Raw genomic sequence first — 16035 nt, 5'->3', positions numbered from 1 at the left:
ATGACAGTTGCGGCCATTCTTCGCTTAAGGAATGTGATGCAACCACTTCTCAGTAGCGAATTTTTCCTCAGCGAGTTGCTCGGCTGCAGCAAACTCCTCTGGTGTGATTGATCCGCTCACGCCACCGTTCAATGATACGAACATTTCCGTCATGCGATCAATGACTTCGCGGCGCGGCAAGCCGGTCTGGCTGCGCACAGGGTCAACGCGCTTGACAGCACTGGCCGTACCCTTATCTGAAAGTTTTTCTCGCCCAATGCGCAGAACTTTCACCATTTTCTCGGCGTCCATATCATAAGCCATGGTGACATGATGCAGAACGGTGCCGCCGGAATACCGCTTCTGGGCTGCTCCGCCGATCTTGCCCTTTGAGCTCGAAATATCGTTAAGCGGTTTATAGAATGCGTCAATTCCAAGCGAATTCAGCGATTTCAGAACCCATTCATCGAGGAATGCATAGGAATCGGCAAAGCTCATATCGCGGACCAGATCGCCTGGCGCATAGAGCGAATAGGTAATCGAGTTGCCCGGCTCTACAAACATGGCACCGCCACCCGTTACGCGACGCACGGTTTCCACACCCAATTCCCTGGTTGCGTCCATATCCACTTCATTGCGCAGCGACTGAAACGCGCCAATGATGATCGACGGACGTTCCCACTCCCAGAAACGCAAAGTCGGTGCACGGCGTCCTGCGGCCACTTCACGTGCCAGAACTTCGTCCAGAGCCAGATGCATTGTCGGCGTAAGAGGCGGAATATCGATAATCTGCCATTCATAGTCGCGCCACGTACGAGCAACGCCGAGCGCGCGACGAACAGCAATTGCCACAGCTTCCGGGCTAAAACCGATCATGAATGCATCAGGACGAAGTCCCTTACGGACAGCATCCGCAATCTCCTCGGCCGAGGCGGTTGCTGGCAAGCCGTTCAGTGCATCGCGAATGTCGTCGAGGGCTTCAGCCGGTTCGAGAAAAAAGTCGCCTGCAACCTGAACCTGGCTCAGCTTGTTATCCTGAACTTCCAGATCAATAACGACCAGCTTACCACCGTGGACCTTGTATTCACCATGCATTTTCTTACGACCTTGCTGACGGGAAACATCAGACCGCACTCTTGCGGATTCAACACAAAAAGGGAACTATCTAACTGGAATTTTTACACGATTTGCATTCAATTAGCCGTACGCGCATGAAATTCGACCAGTTGAAATGCGGGTCGCCGTTCATTCTATATTCAAGAACTAAATTCTATAAGAACGCATCAGACATTCAAACAATGGTGTTAGCCATGACAGCTCTTCTGTCTAATAAAATCAGCCTCATCGCAGGCATGTCAGCCTTCGTTGCATCTTTATACGCATTTTCTCCCGCGCCAGCGGAAGCAGCACAATTGCAGCGCTGTGCTGGTGAAAACGAAACCTGCAGGCTTCCGTATCCGACCGAAGTCATCTACGGCGCAAACGGTCGCGGAACGTCTCAGTTCATCGACGGGCCGAATGTGCGTTGCTCCAACCAGGTTTTTGGTGACCCAGCGCCTGGCGCACGAAAAAGCTGCTCTTTTGTTGTCCGTGATCGTTATGAAGACCGGCGTGATGATCGCCGCAACGATTGGCGCGATGACCGCCGCAACGACTGGCGTGACAACAGGCGCGATGATCGAGGTCGCGGTGACTGGAAGCAATGCGCGAAAGAAAAAGGATTCTGCGATTTTTATGGCCGTAAGGTCGTACGTTACGGAGCCAAGGGACGTTTCGTAGAACGCGTATTCCGTGATGGCGTTCGCTGTGACAACCGTAGTTTCGGTGATCCTGCGCGTGGTCAGGGAAAAGCTTGTTACATTCAGAACTAAAATATCTATAGCGAACAAATAAAGCGCCGATCTGATTCAATCAGATCGGCGCTTTATCTAATTTCTTTAGCTCTCATCTTATTTGGCAGAAGCGGGAAAGCACTCGCTTCACAAGCGAGGGGGCACAGGTTCAATCCCTGTCGCGCCCACCATCCTTGCAACGATTTACCTATAGATAGCCGGATAAGAATTGACCGCTCAAAGAGCGGCCAATCGAGATTCCGCCGTTTTATCGAACGCTTTCTGCAAGCCTGAATCACGGTCGTAAATGTCGTTGAAGAAACGAACATTGCCGTTCGCATCCGGCCAGGCTGTGAAATAGGCAATGTAAACCGGAACAGGATTGGCGACTTTGAGGCCGCGTTCGTCCTTGCCGAAATATTTGCCCAGCTCTTCGACCGGCTTACCCAAAACGGCTGCTGCCATATCGCGTGGACGCTCCAGACGAATACAGCCATGGCTCAGCGCACGCATGTCACGACTGAAATAGGATTTCGCCGGGGTATCGTGCATGTAGATATCATGGGCATTGGGGAACAGAATCTTCAATTCACCCAAGGCGTTATCAAGGCTCGGCTTCTGGCGGATGCCAACATGGGCTTTACCGGCAGCAACTGCGCTCCAGTTTACAGCGCTTGCCGAAACCTTCTTGCCGCCAACATAGACTTCATAGCCATTACGATCGAGATAGCTCGTATCGCGCATGACCTTGGGGAGCATTTCGTTCAGGATAATCGAGCGAGGCACGCCCCAGGACGGATTGAAAACAACCGTCTGGACCTTGTTATAGAAGAAATAGGTCTGATGCGTTGGCGAACCAATGACCACATTCATCGCCAGCTTTTCTTTGCCGTGTTCGAAATATTCAGCCCGATAGGATGGCTGGTTGACCATCACATAGCGCGAACCAAAATCGTGTGGCAGCCAGCGCAGACGCTCCATCGAATAGAGAATACGATCACGTTTGACCGAATCCTGTTCGCCCTGAAGTGCTGCAATCGTGTTCTTGCCGATGATGCCATCCGGCGTGCTGCCGGAAAGCTTCTGATAATCTTTGATGGCTACCGCCAACTCTGGATCATAGATGCTGGCATCCGCATGGGCCTGCAGCACATTGCGATGCTGTTCGAGATAGCTGGCAGGCGCATGTCGCGTAATCAACGCCACGACTTTGCCCAGCTGATCGTTGGTGTCGCCGGGGCGGATCGCCTTATCGAGCGAAATTCGGATAGGTTCACCTGCTGGCGCTTCGGTCTGTGCCAGTTCGCGTTTCAATGAAGCGTAAGCCTCATTGTTGGGCTGGAAACTCTTAAGATAAGCGACCGGATCGCTTTCGGATGCGAGCCGCGCCAGCACAGCCTTTGGATCAACGCGACCACGTGGCAGATCATGGAACCCACTCAACCTGTCGGCAACAACACGGCCCTCGCCAGCATCAATTGCATAACGCAGAGCGCGCGCAGACATGCGGATTTCAAAGTCAGCAAGCTTCTGCTGGCGTTCCGTCAGCTCTGCTTCATCAAAATGATCACCCGGTATAGCGACAGCATATTCTTCAGGGTTCAGACCGTCATCGTCAGCCTGCGCGAAGAAAGCTGCAACGTTCCGTGCTTTATCGAGCGCCTTGTTATCTGATGACCAAAGGAATGTGCGCTTTTCTGAATAGAAACTGACGATCGCTTCGGCGACCTGCTTTTCAGCTTTGACATCGACGGTTTTGAGATAATCCGTTGCCGCATCAAAAGCGCGTTCGCCCTGGGTTTCGTCAACCTTTTTCGAACGGCCAATCGGCGACATGCCTGACGTCAAAGGATCGACGTGAGCCGGATCAACTGCAGCCGTCACCTGCATATCAACAGCCGAAAAATCGACCTTTATCAGAGCGTCCGGCTTGTAATTGTAGATTTGTGGACCTTTGACCGTGACACGCTGCGCTGGCGGCACGGCTGCCCTCGGCACTGAAACAGGCTTCGCGGCACGCCGTTCGGGAGCCACTGGTGCAGCCTGCACAGGAGGTTGGGCTTGCTGCTGGCGGCGCTGCTGAAACAGCTCCAGCAACGAATTTGCTGCCTGCGCCTGCGCTGTCGAGAACAGTGTCGATGCTGCGAGAGCGAAAGCAAGCGCATTACGGACATAAGGACCGCTCTTGCGGTTATCGTTGATGTCCCGATTCAAATGTCTGGAGAACTGCATTCTAACCGCCAATTCAATGCAATCGCTAAAAAGCGAATCCGCTTCAATCTTTGCCCATAGAATTGATGAATGTCGTATAGAATCTTTTAACGTTAACGCATCCTCCAATAATTTTGGCCCCAACTCCATCAATTTTTCTTGAAAAGTGCCTTGGCGGACACACCGCTTGCCGTTTTAGTACCCGGCTGAACAATGTGCCGCAGTGGATTTCGCCCTCCATCACGATAAAAGCCCCGCAGAATATGCCCCGACTTTGGTATTGGGCAAAATAACGGAGTGCATCTCACGAGATGCCGCAGGCAAGCAAGCGAGGTACCACAATGGCAGAAGCAAGCGCCGCCGATCTTTTCCCAATTGGCGAAGATAAAACCCCTTATCGCAAACTGACGTCGGATCATGTTTCGGTCGATACGTTCAAGGGACAGGAAATCCTGAGCGTAGATGCTGAAGGCCTGCGCATTCTTTCGGAAGCGGCATTTGCTGATATCAATCACCTGTTGCGCCCGGGCCATTTGCAGCAGCTTGCCAACATTATGGAAGATCCGGAAGCCACCGATAATGACCGCTTCGTCGCTTATGATCTTTGGAAAAACGCCAATATCGCGGCCGGTGGTATTTTGCCGATGTGTCAGGACACTGGCACTGCGATCATCATGGGTAAGAAAGGCCGTCGCGTCTGGACTGAAGGCGGCGACGCTGATGCGTTGGGTGCTGGCGTTCTTGATGCTTACAACAAGAAGAACCTGCGTTATTCGCAGCTTGCCCCCCTTTCGATGTTCGAGGAAAAGAACACCAAGAACAATCTGCCTGCTCAGATCGACATCTATGAAGAAGGCGAGGATGCCTACAAATTCCTGTTTGTAGCCAAGGGTGGCGGTTCGGCCAACAAGACTTTCCTGTTTCAGGGCACGCCATCGCTGCTGACGCATGATCGCATGATCGACTTCCTCAAGGACAAGATCCTCAGCCTCGGCACGGCCGCCTGCCCGCCTTATCATCTGGCAATCGTTATCGGCGGCACGTCTGCTGAAATGAACTTGAAGACAGTGAAACTGGCATCGACACGCTATCTCGACAGTCTACCCACAGAAGGCTCCGAAACCGGTCATGCTTTCCGTGATCTGGAAATGGAAGCCGAGATTCACAAACTGACCCAGTCGCTTGGCGTCGGCGCGCAGTTCGGCGGCAAGTATTTCTGCCACGACGTTCGCGTTATCCGCTTGCCACGCCACGGCGCATCGCTGCCTATTGGGCTTGGCGTATCCTGCTCTGCTGACCGTCAAGCCAAAGGAAAAATCACCAAGGATGGTATCTTCCTTGAGCAGCTGGAAACCAATCCGGCACAATATATGCCCGAGATTGATGAGGAAAAGCTGTCATCGCACGTGGTCAAGATCGACCTCAATCAGCCGATGGAAGACATCCTCAAAGAGCTGTCAAAACATCCCGTGAAGACGCAGCTCTCGCTGACCGGATCGATTATTGTCGCACGCGATCTCGCACATGCGAAAATTCGTGAACGCCTGGAAAATGGCGAACCGATGCCCGATTATTTCAAAAACCATCCGATCTATTATGCAGGTCCCGCAAAAACTCCGACAGGCTATGCGTCTGGTTCATTCGGCCCGACAACGGCAGGTCGCATGGATTCCTATGTCGATCAGTTCCAGTCGTTTGGCGGCTCGATGGTGATGCTCGCCAAGGGCAATCGCTCACGTCAGGTTCGCGAAGCCTGTGGCACGCATGGCGGCTTCTATCTGGGCTCTATTGGTGGCCCCGCCGCCCGTCTTGCGCAGGACTGCATCAAGAAGGTTGAAGTGGTCGAGTATCCAGAACTCGGCATGGAAGCCATCTGGCGCATCGAAGTGGTCGATTTCCCGGCCTTTATCGTTATCGATGACAAGGGCAACGACTTCTTCAAAGAACTCAATTTAGGTTAAAGAACAAAGGGGCGGTCTTTATTTCAACGCGCATCTTATCCGAAAACCGTTTCACACTTTTCGGGATGCGCTGATACCGCCCTTTTCTTTATCTCAGATCGCGTTTCAGCCCTTTTTCAGAGAGCTCATCGAGATAAGTCTGCCAAAGCGTGTCTTTCTCTGTGCCGAGCTTATGGAGATAGGTCCATGAGAACAGGCCTGTATCGTGCATATCGTCAAAGGTAATGCGGACGGCATAATTACCAATCGGGTCCATGCGCATAATTTCGACATTGCGCTTGCCGCCAACAGTCACGCGTTGCTCTGGCGAGTGCCCCTGCACTTCCGCCGATGGAGACAACACACGCAGAAGCTCCGCAGTCAGCTCGAACCGTTCGCCGCTTTCGAACGCCACCGTCAGAAGCTTGCGATCTTTCGAGACACGCAATTCGGTTGGCCAGACATCACTCATAATTGTTCTCCGTCATTCCAGCGGCTGTTCATTTCTGAATTTCGCCAAATCAAAGAGATATTGATGTTCAGCCTCGAAGAGAAGAGACAAAAGGCCTGACGCGTCAGATTAATGCCTTATCACTTGAAGGTGCTTAGCAAACGCGTAAACTGGACAAAGCGTTCGAGGCCACTTATCTAGAACCAAGATGCAGAATTGGTTCTGCAGCGTGTGGAAACGATGGCTTACTCTATGCAAGGTTCTCAAGTTCTGCCTGTTGTTTCTCCCACCGGACAAATGATTGATCCGTTTGGGCGCGCGGTAACCTATTTGCGCGTTTCAGTCACTGATCGTTGTGACTTCCGCTGCACATATTGCATGGCGGAGCACATGACTTTTCTGCCGAAGAAAGACCTGCTGACGCTCGAGGAACTCGACCGGATTTGCAGCGCATTCATCGAAAAAGGCGTTCGCAAACTGCGCCTGACAGGCGGCGAACCGCTTGTCCGCAAGAATATCATGCATCTCATTCGCGGGCTGTCGCGTCACCTTAAAACAGGCGCACTCGACGAATTGACGCTCACCACCAATGGTTCCCAGCTGGCCCGATATGCGGATGAGCTGGCAGATTGCGGTGTGCGTCGCATCAATGTTTCGATGGATACACTCGATCCTGATAAGTTCCGCACCATCACGCGCTGGGGCGATCTTGATCGTGTCATAGAGGGTATCAATGCGGCTCAGAAGGCTGGCATTCGCGTTAAAATCAACGCGGTTGCGCTGAAAAGCTTCAATGAGTTCGAAATCCCGGAACTGATCCGCTGGGCGCATGGCCGCGACATGGACATGACCTTGATCGAAACCATGCCCATGGGCGAAATCGAGTTTGATCGTACCGATCAGTATTTGCCACTTTCGCAGCTGCGCACCGATCTGAGCCAGCAGTTCACGCTGTCAGACATTCCGTACCGCACAGGCGGCCCTGCCCGTTATGTTAACATTGCTGAAACCGGCGGGCGTCTTGGTTTCATCACGCCCCTCACGCACAATTTCTGCGAAAGCTGCAATCGCGTGCGCCTCACCTGCACCGGCATGCTCTATATGTGCCTCGGACAGAACGACGATGCGGATTTGCGCGTTGCAGTGCGAGCGAGTGAAAGCGACAGCATACTAAACGATGCTATTGATGAAGCCATCTCTCGCAAGCCCAAAGGTCATGATTTCATCATAGATCGTGACCACAACCGCCCGGCTGTTGCGCGCCACATGAGCCTTACCGGCGGATAAATAATTTAAATACATATGCAACAAGTGGTCTGATTCCGATATTTGCATCCCTCGATACAGGCGTTAAACAAATGTCGGAATCAAAAAGACCACTAGCAAGAATTTGAATCTAGTGGATTTTTCGAATTTGACGTTTGAAACAGCATTTGTGTCAGTCGGAATTCAAACGTCAAATTCAATCCACTAGTATAAATTGGACCGAATCCAATTGTTGCGATAGCGATATACATTCCTAAACCGGATTCCATATCGTGCCGCAGTCAGCTAATTTTCGCGCAAGTATATTTATGCTCCTCGCCATGGGTACATTCACCATCGGCGATACTATGACGAAATATCTGCTGACGCAGATGAACAGTGGTCAGTATATGTTTATCCGCGGGATATTCGCGACAATTGCGATAGGCCTGCTCGCCTGGCGCAACGGCGCATTGCGCCATTTGTCGATGGACTTGATGACGGTTTTGCGCGTCTTGGGCGAAGTGCTGGCGACCGTCACTTATATCTTCTCTCTCGGTCATCTTTCACAGGCATTTTGTTCAGCAGTATTTCAGGCAACGCCTCTGGTCGTCACCCTGGGTGCCGTGCTTTTCCTCAATGAGAAAGTTGGCTGGCGGCGTTGGATGTGTATCTCCTTCGGGCTTGTCGGCGTTATCATCATTATTCGTCCCGGCGCCGATAGCTCGGCAAGCCTTGCTGCTGTTGGCATTCTGCTATCCAGCGTCTGTTTTGCAGCCATGCGTGATATCGCAACCCGTCGTGTGCCAGCACATGTCCCGACACTATATCTGTCCACGCTGACCGCCGGTGCCATAGCTCTCACTGGCGGTGGCCTCATCCTGCCTATGGGTGGCTGGCAGCCCGTTGGCCTCGTGCCAGTTCTTATCATGGCCCTGGCTGCCGGACTTCTGCTGGTTGGATATCACTTTATCATCATGGCCATGCGTGAAGGTGAAATCTCTTTTGTCTCACCATTTCGCTATTCGAGCCTACTTTGGGCGATTCTGTTGAGCACTGTTGTCTTCAATGAAGCTCCAGATTCCTATACAATTGCCGGGTCAATTCTCGTCGTCGGCAGCGGCATCTATATGGTTTATCGTGAAAATGTTCGCAAAAAGCGCGAACAGAACAAAAGCACATTGGCCGCAACACCAACCGGAGTGGAACCTTCGTAATGGGAGGCGCGATCCGCATTGCAGGCGCAATTATTGCGGGTGGAAAATCCAGTCGTATGCAAGCGGGCGGTGTGGCTGGTGACAAATTCCTGCAAAAACTCGGCTCACAAACGATCATCGAACGTGTTGAAGAGCGGCTTTCGCCACAAGTCGATCATGTTTTTCTCAATGCAAATGGCGATCCCAGCCGTCTACCAAAGCTGAATATTCCAGTAATCGGAGATAAGCCTTCTTCGCATGGTGGACCACTCCTCGGGCTAAAGACCGCACTGGAATACAGTCGCGAGTTCTCTGTCTTACTAAGCGTTGCAGCCGACAGCCCGTTCTTTCCCTGCGATCTAGCGTCCCGACTATATGAGCAGCAAAAGAAAACTGCCGCTCGCATTGTGCTGGCGAGCTCGAATGGTCGTGTGCATCCGATTTTCGGGCTTTGGAGAACTGACCTATTGCAGCCACTCGACGAATGGCTCGCACATACTGACAAAGCCAGCGTCCTCGCCTTCGCACACCATATAGGCTTTGAAGAGGTCGAATTTCCTCTTATACAGCTTGCTAAGAACGAGAGATATGATCCTTTCTTCAACATCAACAGACCTGATGATCTGATTGAATCGACCCGTCTCAATGAGGCCCTGAAATGACCCATAAGCTATTCGGCATCACTGGCTGGAAAAATTCGGGCAAGACCACGCTGACCGAAAAGCTCGTTCAGGAACTGACCAAACGCGGCTACCGAATCTCCACTGTGAAACACGCACACCACAATTTTGATATCGATCACGTCGGCACGGATTCGTGGCGACACCGAAATGCAGGAGCCGCAGAAGTCGCCATCGTATCCTCAGCGCGCTATGCAATCATGCATGAAAATCTGGGCGAAGAAGAACCATCATTAGAAGCGATTGTGGGTAAACTCGCCCCGTGTGACCTGGTTCTGATTGAAGGTTACAAGCGCGAATCTCATAAGAAAATCGAACTTCGACGCTCCGGTGGACATGAAGGCCCACCGCTATCCGACGTTGATCCCAGCATCGTTGCAATTGCAAGCGATCACGTGGTGCAACATGAAAAATTGCCCGTGTTTAGTCTGAATGCAGTCGAAGAAATTGCCGACTTCGTTGTGCAATTGATGGAGCTTTGAGGATTTCTCCGTTAATTTAATCAAAGCCCGTAAAAACCACGGCCATATTACTTTATTCTATAGAAAACCCTTTTAATTCCCCTTTCTGCATGCACAATTAAATTACGCAAACCGTCTTGCAATGACATAGAAAATGGTGGGATTATCAAGTTCTGGGCGGATGATTGGGCATAAGTGCGAAAAAATATTGCGCATCGTCAACTCTAGCATCTATTTGTAATGAACGGGGGATCCACTGTCAGACTTACTACTTAAAGTTTTATGTCGACAGCGTCTCTTGAAGCGGCTGAACCAGAAAAAGAATCAGGGAACCAGCCACAACTAAACGAGAGGACTAAGAATGCGCGTTATGAAGCGTATCGCTGCGGCGACATCAGTTGCAGTACTGGCAATCACACTCGGCAGCATGAGCGCCGGTATTGCCAATGCTCAGGAACCCCTGAAACTCAAGATTGGGACGGAAGGTGCCTACCCTCCATTCAATTTCATCAAGCCAGACGGCACACTTTCCGGCTTTGACGTTGATATTGCCCGGGCGCTCTGCGACGAAATGAAAGCCGAATGTGAGTTCGTGACGCAGGAATGGGACGGTGCTATCCCCGCCCTTCAGTCCGGCAAATTCGATGCCTTCATCGCGTCCATGTCCATCACAGACGAACGCAAGAAGCAGGTCGACTTCTCAAACAAATATTACAACACGCCTCCCGGTGTTGCAGCGCCTAAGGATACCGACATCAAGGGCGTGACCAAGGAAGACCTCGCAGGCAAGACAATTGGCGTACAGGTTTCGACCACGCACTCCAACTATTCGGAAAAAACCTTCACCGACAGCACGATCAAGGCTTACCCGACTGCGGAAGAATATCGTCTCGATCTCGCAAATGGTCGCCTAGATGCCGTTAACGACGACAGCGTGACACTGGCCGAATGGCTGAAATCGCCAGATGGCGCTTGCTGTAAGATGGTTGGTACTTTCCCACCAGTTATCGAAATTCACGGTCCTGGTGCTGGCGTTGCCTTCAAAAAGGGGCGTCCTGAGCTGATTGAAAAGTTCAATGAAGCGATCAAGGCAATCCGCGCTAACGGTAAGTACAAAGAAGTCAATGACAAGTACTTTGATTTCGATGCGTATGGTGCAGAAAACTAAGATATTTTAACATTCAAACGCCGGTTTACTTCTATGTAAACCGGCGTAACTATTTGGGCTATAATGAGAAAATCAAAATTTATCAGGTTCTGTTTCACTGCAGACCTGAAGCCCTCGGGAAGAGATTAGGCGCATGGAACATTACGCCACCTTATTGAGTTTCGGCCCTGACGGTTGGGGCGTCAGTATCGCCAACGGGCTTATGGTGACAATCGCATTGGCCGTCGCGACCCTACCCGTTGGCCTCGCTCTTGGCTTTATCGTTGCCTTGGGCAAGCAATCGGAAGAACCATCAATCCGGCTTGCGAGCAATATCTACACGACTATTTTTCGCGGACTACCGGAGCTACTGACGCTCTTCCTTGTATACTTCGGCGCGTCGCTTGGTTTGCAACGCCTACTCACCTTGTTCGATATCAATGCAAATATCGAGATCAATGCCTTTGTCGCAGGTATGATCGCACTTGGCTTCGTTTTTTCATCTTATTCGAGCGAAGTCTTCCTGTCGGCATTTCGGGCTATACCGCGTGGACAGTATGAAGGCGGTTATGCAGTTGGTCTTTCGCACTGGCAGACGATGCGCAAAATCATTCTGCCGCAATTGATCAAGATTGCACTTCCGGGCCTCGCCAATCTCTGGCTTGTGCTGCTGAAAGACACATCGCTCGTTTCGGTCATTACACTATCTGACATTCTGCGCCAGACGTCGATTGCCGCACGCGTGACCAAGGAGCCATTCCTGTTCTTCGGCGTCGCCTGTTTGCTCTATCTCGCACTTGCAATCATCTCCTCATATTTCATCAACCGCATCGCTCGTTGGGCAGATGCGGGTAGTAACGCGTCGCGGGGAGCCTGATTATGAGTGAAATCACCTCTCGCAGCGCAGCAGATGTCCTGGCCCCGCCTCCGGTTATCAGAGGCTGGACACGCGCACGCATTGCAGGCCATATCATCGTTGCATTCTGGGCACTGCTTTTCGTCGGACTGGTGCTGTATCTCTATAATGCGTGGCGTATTGATCTGTTTGAAACCTATGCCCCGCGTTATTGGTCCGGACTGCTGGTCACGTTGCGGCTTGTTGCAGTTTCGATTGTTATTGGCGCACTCTTGTCGCTACCAATCACAGCGGCTCGCATGTCGAAGAATCGATGGCTACGCGGCATCGCTTTTGCCTATGTCTATTTCTTCCGTGGCACACCGCTGCTCGCCCAAACCTTCCTGATCTATTACGGTTTCGGGACCTTCCGTCCTTTCCTTGAAAGTGTTGGCCTTTGGGTATTCTTCCGCGACGCATGGAACTGTGCGATTCTGGCCTTCTCACTCAACACCGCAGCCTATCAGGCGGAAATCCTGCGTGGCGCTATTCAGAGCGTTGCCGTCGGACAGTGGGAAGGCGCAGCGGCTCTCGGTATCTCCAAGCGTGTGACGTTCTGGAAAGTGATCCTGCCTCAGGCTTTGATCGTGGCTCTGCGTCCGTATGGTAATGAAATCATCCTGATGATCAAGGGATCGGCTATCGTCGCAATCATCACCGTGCTCGACCTCATGGGGGAAACACGCCGTGCCTATTCAAGGACATTTGATTTCCAGACTTATATTTGGGCGGCCGTTATCTACCTGTTGATTGTCGAATGTCTGCGACACGTCTGGGACTTCCTTGAACGGCGACTGACAAGACATTTGATACGCTGAACTGACGAATAAAAGAAAATTTATCGCCCCCGTTAGCCTTGCAGCTACCGGGGGCGATCTGCTTTAAATACACGCTTGTTGTGAGGCGCAGCTCGCGTCTTTTAATCGCAAATCGATAGGCTCAATCATGCTGAAAATCTGGGGTCGAACCAATTCCACCAATGTAAAAAAGGTGCTTTGGATAGCTGAAGAACTTGGTCTCGAATATGAACAGATCGATGTCGGTGGACAGTTTGGCGGTCTGCAGGATGCGAATTTTCTGGCCCGCAACCCCAATGGTCTCATCCCGCTTCTTGAAGACGGCAACACCACACTTTGGGAATCCAATGTAATCGTTCGCTATCTTGCTGCAACGCATGCAAAGAGCGGCCTGTGGATTGAAGCGCCTGCAGAACGTGCTCAAGCAGAAAAATGGATGGATTGGGCACCCTCCACGCTCTATGCCGACTTTCGTGATGTGATCACGAACTTGATCCGCCTCCCGGAAGATAAGCGCGACAAGGCGGTCATGCAGCGGGGGATTGATGGCATGACGCGATCGCTCAAAATTGCTGATCAGGCACTTGCCAACCAGCCGTGGTTATCGGGTGAAAATTTTGGCGTCGGCGATATTCCGCTGGGTTGCTATGCTTATGCATGGTTCGAGTTTCCAATCGAACGCGCATCAACGCCTCATCTCGAAGACTGGTATAACCGTCTTACGCAGCGCCCCGCCTATCGCAAAGCGGTTATGACACCCCTTACCTAATCTATGTTTCGACGCGTTTCCTCTGGAGGTTTTAGACAATGACAGCAATTAAAGTGGCCTTCCTCGGCCTCGGCGTGATGGGCTATCCGATGGCTGGCCATCTGAAGACCAAAGGTGGCTACAACGTTACAGTTTATAATCGCACGAGTGCAAAGGCCCTCAAATGGGCCGAACAATTCGATGGCAACCATGCGGCCACACCTGCTGAAGCAGCACGCGATGCTGATTTCGTTTTCTGCTGCGTTGGCAATGACAATGATCTGCGTGAAGTGACAACCGGTTCAAATGGCGCTTTTTCGACAATGAAAAAGGACGCTATTTTTATCGACAACACCACGGCTTCCGCGGAAGTCGCACGTGAACTCGACGCTGAAGCGCAGAAACGTGGATTTCATTTCATTGACGCGCCTGTGTCTGGCGGCCAGGCTGGTGCAGAAAACGGCGTTCTGACCGTGATGGCCGGCGCGTCAAATGCCGTTTTTGACAAAGCCAAACCAATCATCGAAGCCTATGCGCGCTCGGTCGGGCTGATGGGGCCTGTTGGATCAGGCCAACTCGCCAAGATGGTCAATCAGATCTGCATTGCGGGTCTTGTTCAGGGCCTCGCGGAGGGTATCCACTTCGGTAAAAAGGCTGGCCTCGATATTGAGAAGCTGATCAGTGTCATCTCCAAGGGCGCTGCAGGCTCATGGCAGATGGAAAACCGGCATAGCACCATGAACGAAAGCAAATATGAGTTTGGCTTTGCTGTCGACTGGATGCGCAAGGACCTCGGTATCTGCCTTGAGGAAGCCAACCGCAATGGTGCGGCTCTGCCTGTAACCGCCCTGGTTGATCAATTCTACAAGGAAGTGCAGAAAATCGGCGGTGGCCGCTGGGATACGTCTTCCCTGCTTGCCCGCCTTGAACAGTAAAATCTTCGCTCTCAAACGAAAAAGCCCGGCTTGAAGCCGGGCTTTTATTGTCCTGATTAAACAATCAGAACTTGACCTTAGCCGTCAGCGACAAAGCACCGACGAAGTCATTGCCGAAATCACCCTTAGAGCCCGTGGCACTATATACGCCGTTTACGTAGGTATCGTCGATTTCACCCGACGACAGCCAACCAGCAGCGCCCGCAAGGCGAACTTCAAAGTTTTCGGTTGCTTTATAATTGGTACCCAAACCAAACAACCAGATATCAGTCTGTGATGTCAGGCCCGTCGATGTACCACGATCCCAAGTTACAGTCGCTGCGGCCGACCACTGATCATTGAACTTATGCCCAACGCCACCGCTAACGGTCCATCCATCCTGATAATACAGGTTGAGACCCGTGACCCTCTGCCCCTGCGGCACAACCTGGTTCGCTTTGGCAAGGAAATTAACATCCGTAACTGTCGACCAGTCCGTCCACTTAACCGAACCAAATGCAAGCCAATCCGGTGCGATACCTGTCTGGAACTTGAACTCAACCGACTGAGGGGTTGCAACATCGCCGTCAACAGCAATCGGAATGCTGGCTCCAGTCCGTGGATTCAAAGCCAGATTATCAATTGTTCCGTCGAGAGTGTACTTCACTTCAGACTGGTATACGACGCTCGCACGAATTGCATATTCAGGGATTTCATAGGCAGCACCAAGGCGCCAGCCCACAGAGCTGTCCTCAACGTCCAATGATGCAACACGCCACGAGCCACCGAATGGATGACCGAATGGAGGTATCGCTTTGGTCTGTTCACCCTTCAGTTCCTGATAGCTGACGCCGCCGAGAAGACGGAAATAACCCTTTTCACCAGCAGCAAATCGATAGGAACAGTTCAGGCCGTAATCATGAGAAGAAATCTTCTGCTCAATCGCAACGAAGCTTCGAACAGTATCTAGTCCAACATCGGTCTCGATACCCCAAGGCTGACGATACTGAGCAGAGCAAGCCAGATCTTCCGTAAGATCAAATTTGGCCGAAAACTTCGGAACCCAATAGCTCTTTGCTTCATCAACATCAGTTCCATAAGCCTGTCCAGTGAACGGGTTTCTCCCGCCGGTTAAAGCCCCGATACCGGACCCCCGGATATTCTTCAGCTTACGCTGTGGGGCTACGAACGTGCCTGTTGTGTCAATTACGGTACCTTGCTCAAACAGGGTATCAAAGTCCTGCGAACTGCGCTCGAGCCCGCCTGCATGTGCACTAACGGCACTCCCCAACAGACCGACTGCGATCCCGACAGCTTTCATGCGCTGCAGCTTCATAAAATGTCCTCCCAAACAGAATGCGATGAACTTCAGCAATTTACTTTGACGCAAACGTAAATCAGGAAGGATTCAGCCTGCAAGATGCATAAATTGGGAGGACAACGAGTAGCGAAGATGTGTTTTGACGAAAAGCGCAAAATCGGGGTGCCAATTACGAAATCTTCTAAGTTTCAACGCGGAACTAACGCCAAAAACTGCCA

General features: G+C 51.7%; 15 protein-coding genes. 11 read left to right on the top strand and 4 right to left on the bottom strand.

What is annotated here, in order from left to right; translation table 11 throughout:
* Positions 1–24: 24 nt before the first annotated feature.
* Positions 25–1074: a lipoate-protein ligase LplAB gene (gene lplAB, locus C9380_RS05930; protein WP_024898858.1), complete on the bottom strand. Its 1050-nt coding sequence runs from the start codon at positions 1072–1074 to the stop codon at positions 25–27.
* Positions 1075–1289: 215 nt separating this feature from the next.
* On the opposite strand from lplAB, the gene C9380_RS05925 reads away from it, so the two are divergent.
* A complete protein-coding gene (locus tag C9380_RS05925; RefSeq protein WP_247877550.1) occupies positions 1290–1850 on the top strand; it encodes a hypothetical protein in 561 nt (186 codons plus the stop codon).
* Between the two features lie 198 nt (positions 1851–2048).
* Here C9380_RS05925 and C9380_RS05920 read toward each other — a convergent pair whose 3' ends face one another.
* A complete protein-coding gene (locus C9380_RS05920) occupies positions 2049–4043 on the bottom strand; it encodes a L,D-transpeptidase family protein (protein ID WP_105705966.1) in 1995 nt (664 codons plus the stop codon).
* 320 nt (positions 4044–4363) lie between these two features.
* Here C9380_RS05920 and C9380_RS05915 point away from each other — a divergent pair, with 320 nt between their 5' ends.
* Positions 4364–5983 (top strand): fumarate hydratase, encoded by a 1620-nt coding sequence (locus tag C9380_RS05915; protein ID WP_128093197.1) that lies wholly within the window; start codon positions 4364–4366, stop codon positions 5981–5983.
* 88 nt (positions 5984–6071) lie between these two features.
* Here C9380_RS05915 and C9380_RS05910 read toward each other — a convergent pair whose 3' ends face one another.
* A complete protein-coding gene (locus C9380_RS05910) occupies positions 6072–6434 on the bottom strand; it encodes a gamma-butyrobetaine hydroxylase family protein (protein WP_128093196.1) in 363 nt (120 codons plus the stop codon).
* Positions 6435–6665: 231 nt separating this feature from the next.
* On the opposite strand from C9380_RS05910, the gene moaA reads away from it, so the two are divergent.
* The 9 genes from moaA to C9380_RS05865 all read left to right on the top strand — a co-directional run bounded on the left by moaA (position 6666) and on the right by C9380_RS05865 (position 14517).
* Positions 6666–7700: a GTP 3',8-cyclase MoaA gene (gene moaA / locus C9380_RS05905; RefSeq protein WP_105705968.1), complete on the top strand. Its 1035-nt coding sequence runs from the start codon at positions 6666–6668 to the stop codon at positions 7698–7700.
* Between the two features lie 287 nt (positions 7701–7987).
* Positions 7988–8875, top strand: coding sequence for a DMT family transporter (locus C9380_RS05900; RefSeq protein ID WP_051514848.1), 888 nt, complete (start codon positions 7988–7990; stop codon positions 8873–8875).
* Positions 8875–9516, top strand: a complete 642-nt coding sequence (gene mobA / locus C9380_RS05895; RefSeq protein WP_128093195.1) for a molybdenum cofactor guanylyltransferase — start codon at positions 8875–8877, stop codon at positions 9514–9516. Before C9380_RS05900 ends, mobA begins: the two co-directional genes overlap by 1 nt.
* Positions 9513–10016 (top strand): molybdopterin-guanine dinucleotide biosynthesis protein B, encoded by a 504-nt coding sequence (gene mobB / locus C9380_RS05890; protein ID WP_024898865.1) that lies wholly within the window; start codon positions 9513–9515, stop codon positions 10014–10016. Before mobA ends, mobB begins: the two co-directional genes overlap by 4 nt.
* Positions 10017–10356: 340 nt before the next feature.
* Positions 10357–11163, top strand: a complete 807-nt coding sequence (locus C9380_RS05885; protein WP_100559067.1) for an ABC transporter substrate-binding protein — start codon at positions 10357–10359, stop codon at positions 11161–11163.
* Positions 11164–11296: 133 nt separating this feature from the next.
* Positions 11297–12019 carry an ABC transporter permease gene (locus C9380_RS05880; protein WP_100559069.1) on the top strand — a complete coding sequence of 241 codons (723 nt, stop codon included), beginning with the start codon at positions 11297–11299 and terminating at the stop codon, positions 12017–12019.
* A gap of 2 nt (positions 12020–12021) precedes the next feature.
* The gene (locus C9380_RS05875) at positions 12022–12855 is read left to right on the top strand and encodes an ABC transporter permease (RefSeq protein ID WP_024898868.1); all 834 of its coding nucleotides are present in this window, start codon (positions 12022–12024) and stop codon (positions 12853–12855) included.
* 127 nt (positions 12856–12982) lie between these two features.
* Positions 12983–13603 carry a glutathione S-transferase family protein gene (locus C9380_RS05870; protein WP_105705974.1) on the top strand — a complete coding sequence of 207 codons (621 nt, stop codon included), beginning with the start codon at positions 12983–12985 and terminating at the stop codon, positions 13601–13603.
* A gap of 38 nt (positions 13604–13641) precedes the next feature.
* Complete coding sequence (locus C9380_RS05865; RefSeq protein ID WP_024898870.1) at positions 13642–14517, top strand: NAD(P)-dependent oxidoreductase; 876 nt, start codon at positions 13642–13644, stop codon at positions 14515–14517.
* A gap of 64 nt (positions 14518–14581) precedes the next feature.
* On the opposite strand, the gene C9380_RS05860 is transcribed toward C9380_RS05865, so the two are convergent.
* The gene (locus C9380_RS05860) at positions 14582–15817 is read right to left on the bottom strand and encodes an OmpP1/FadL family transporter (protein WP_268877375.1); all 1236 of its coding nucleotides are present in this window, start codon (positions 15815–15817) and stop codon (positions 14582–14584) included.
* Positions 15818–16035: the final 218 nt, after the last annotated feature.

The sequence above is a fragment of the Brucella pituitosa genome (genome assembly GCF_003049685.1).
Taxonomy (GTDB): Bacteria; Pseudomonadota; Alphaproteobacteria; order Rhizobiales; family Rhizobiaceae; genus Brucella; species Brucella pituitosa.
Note: the sequence above shows the minus strand (reverse complement) of the source record. Positions and strands in the feature narration are given on the sequence as shown.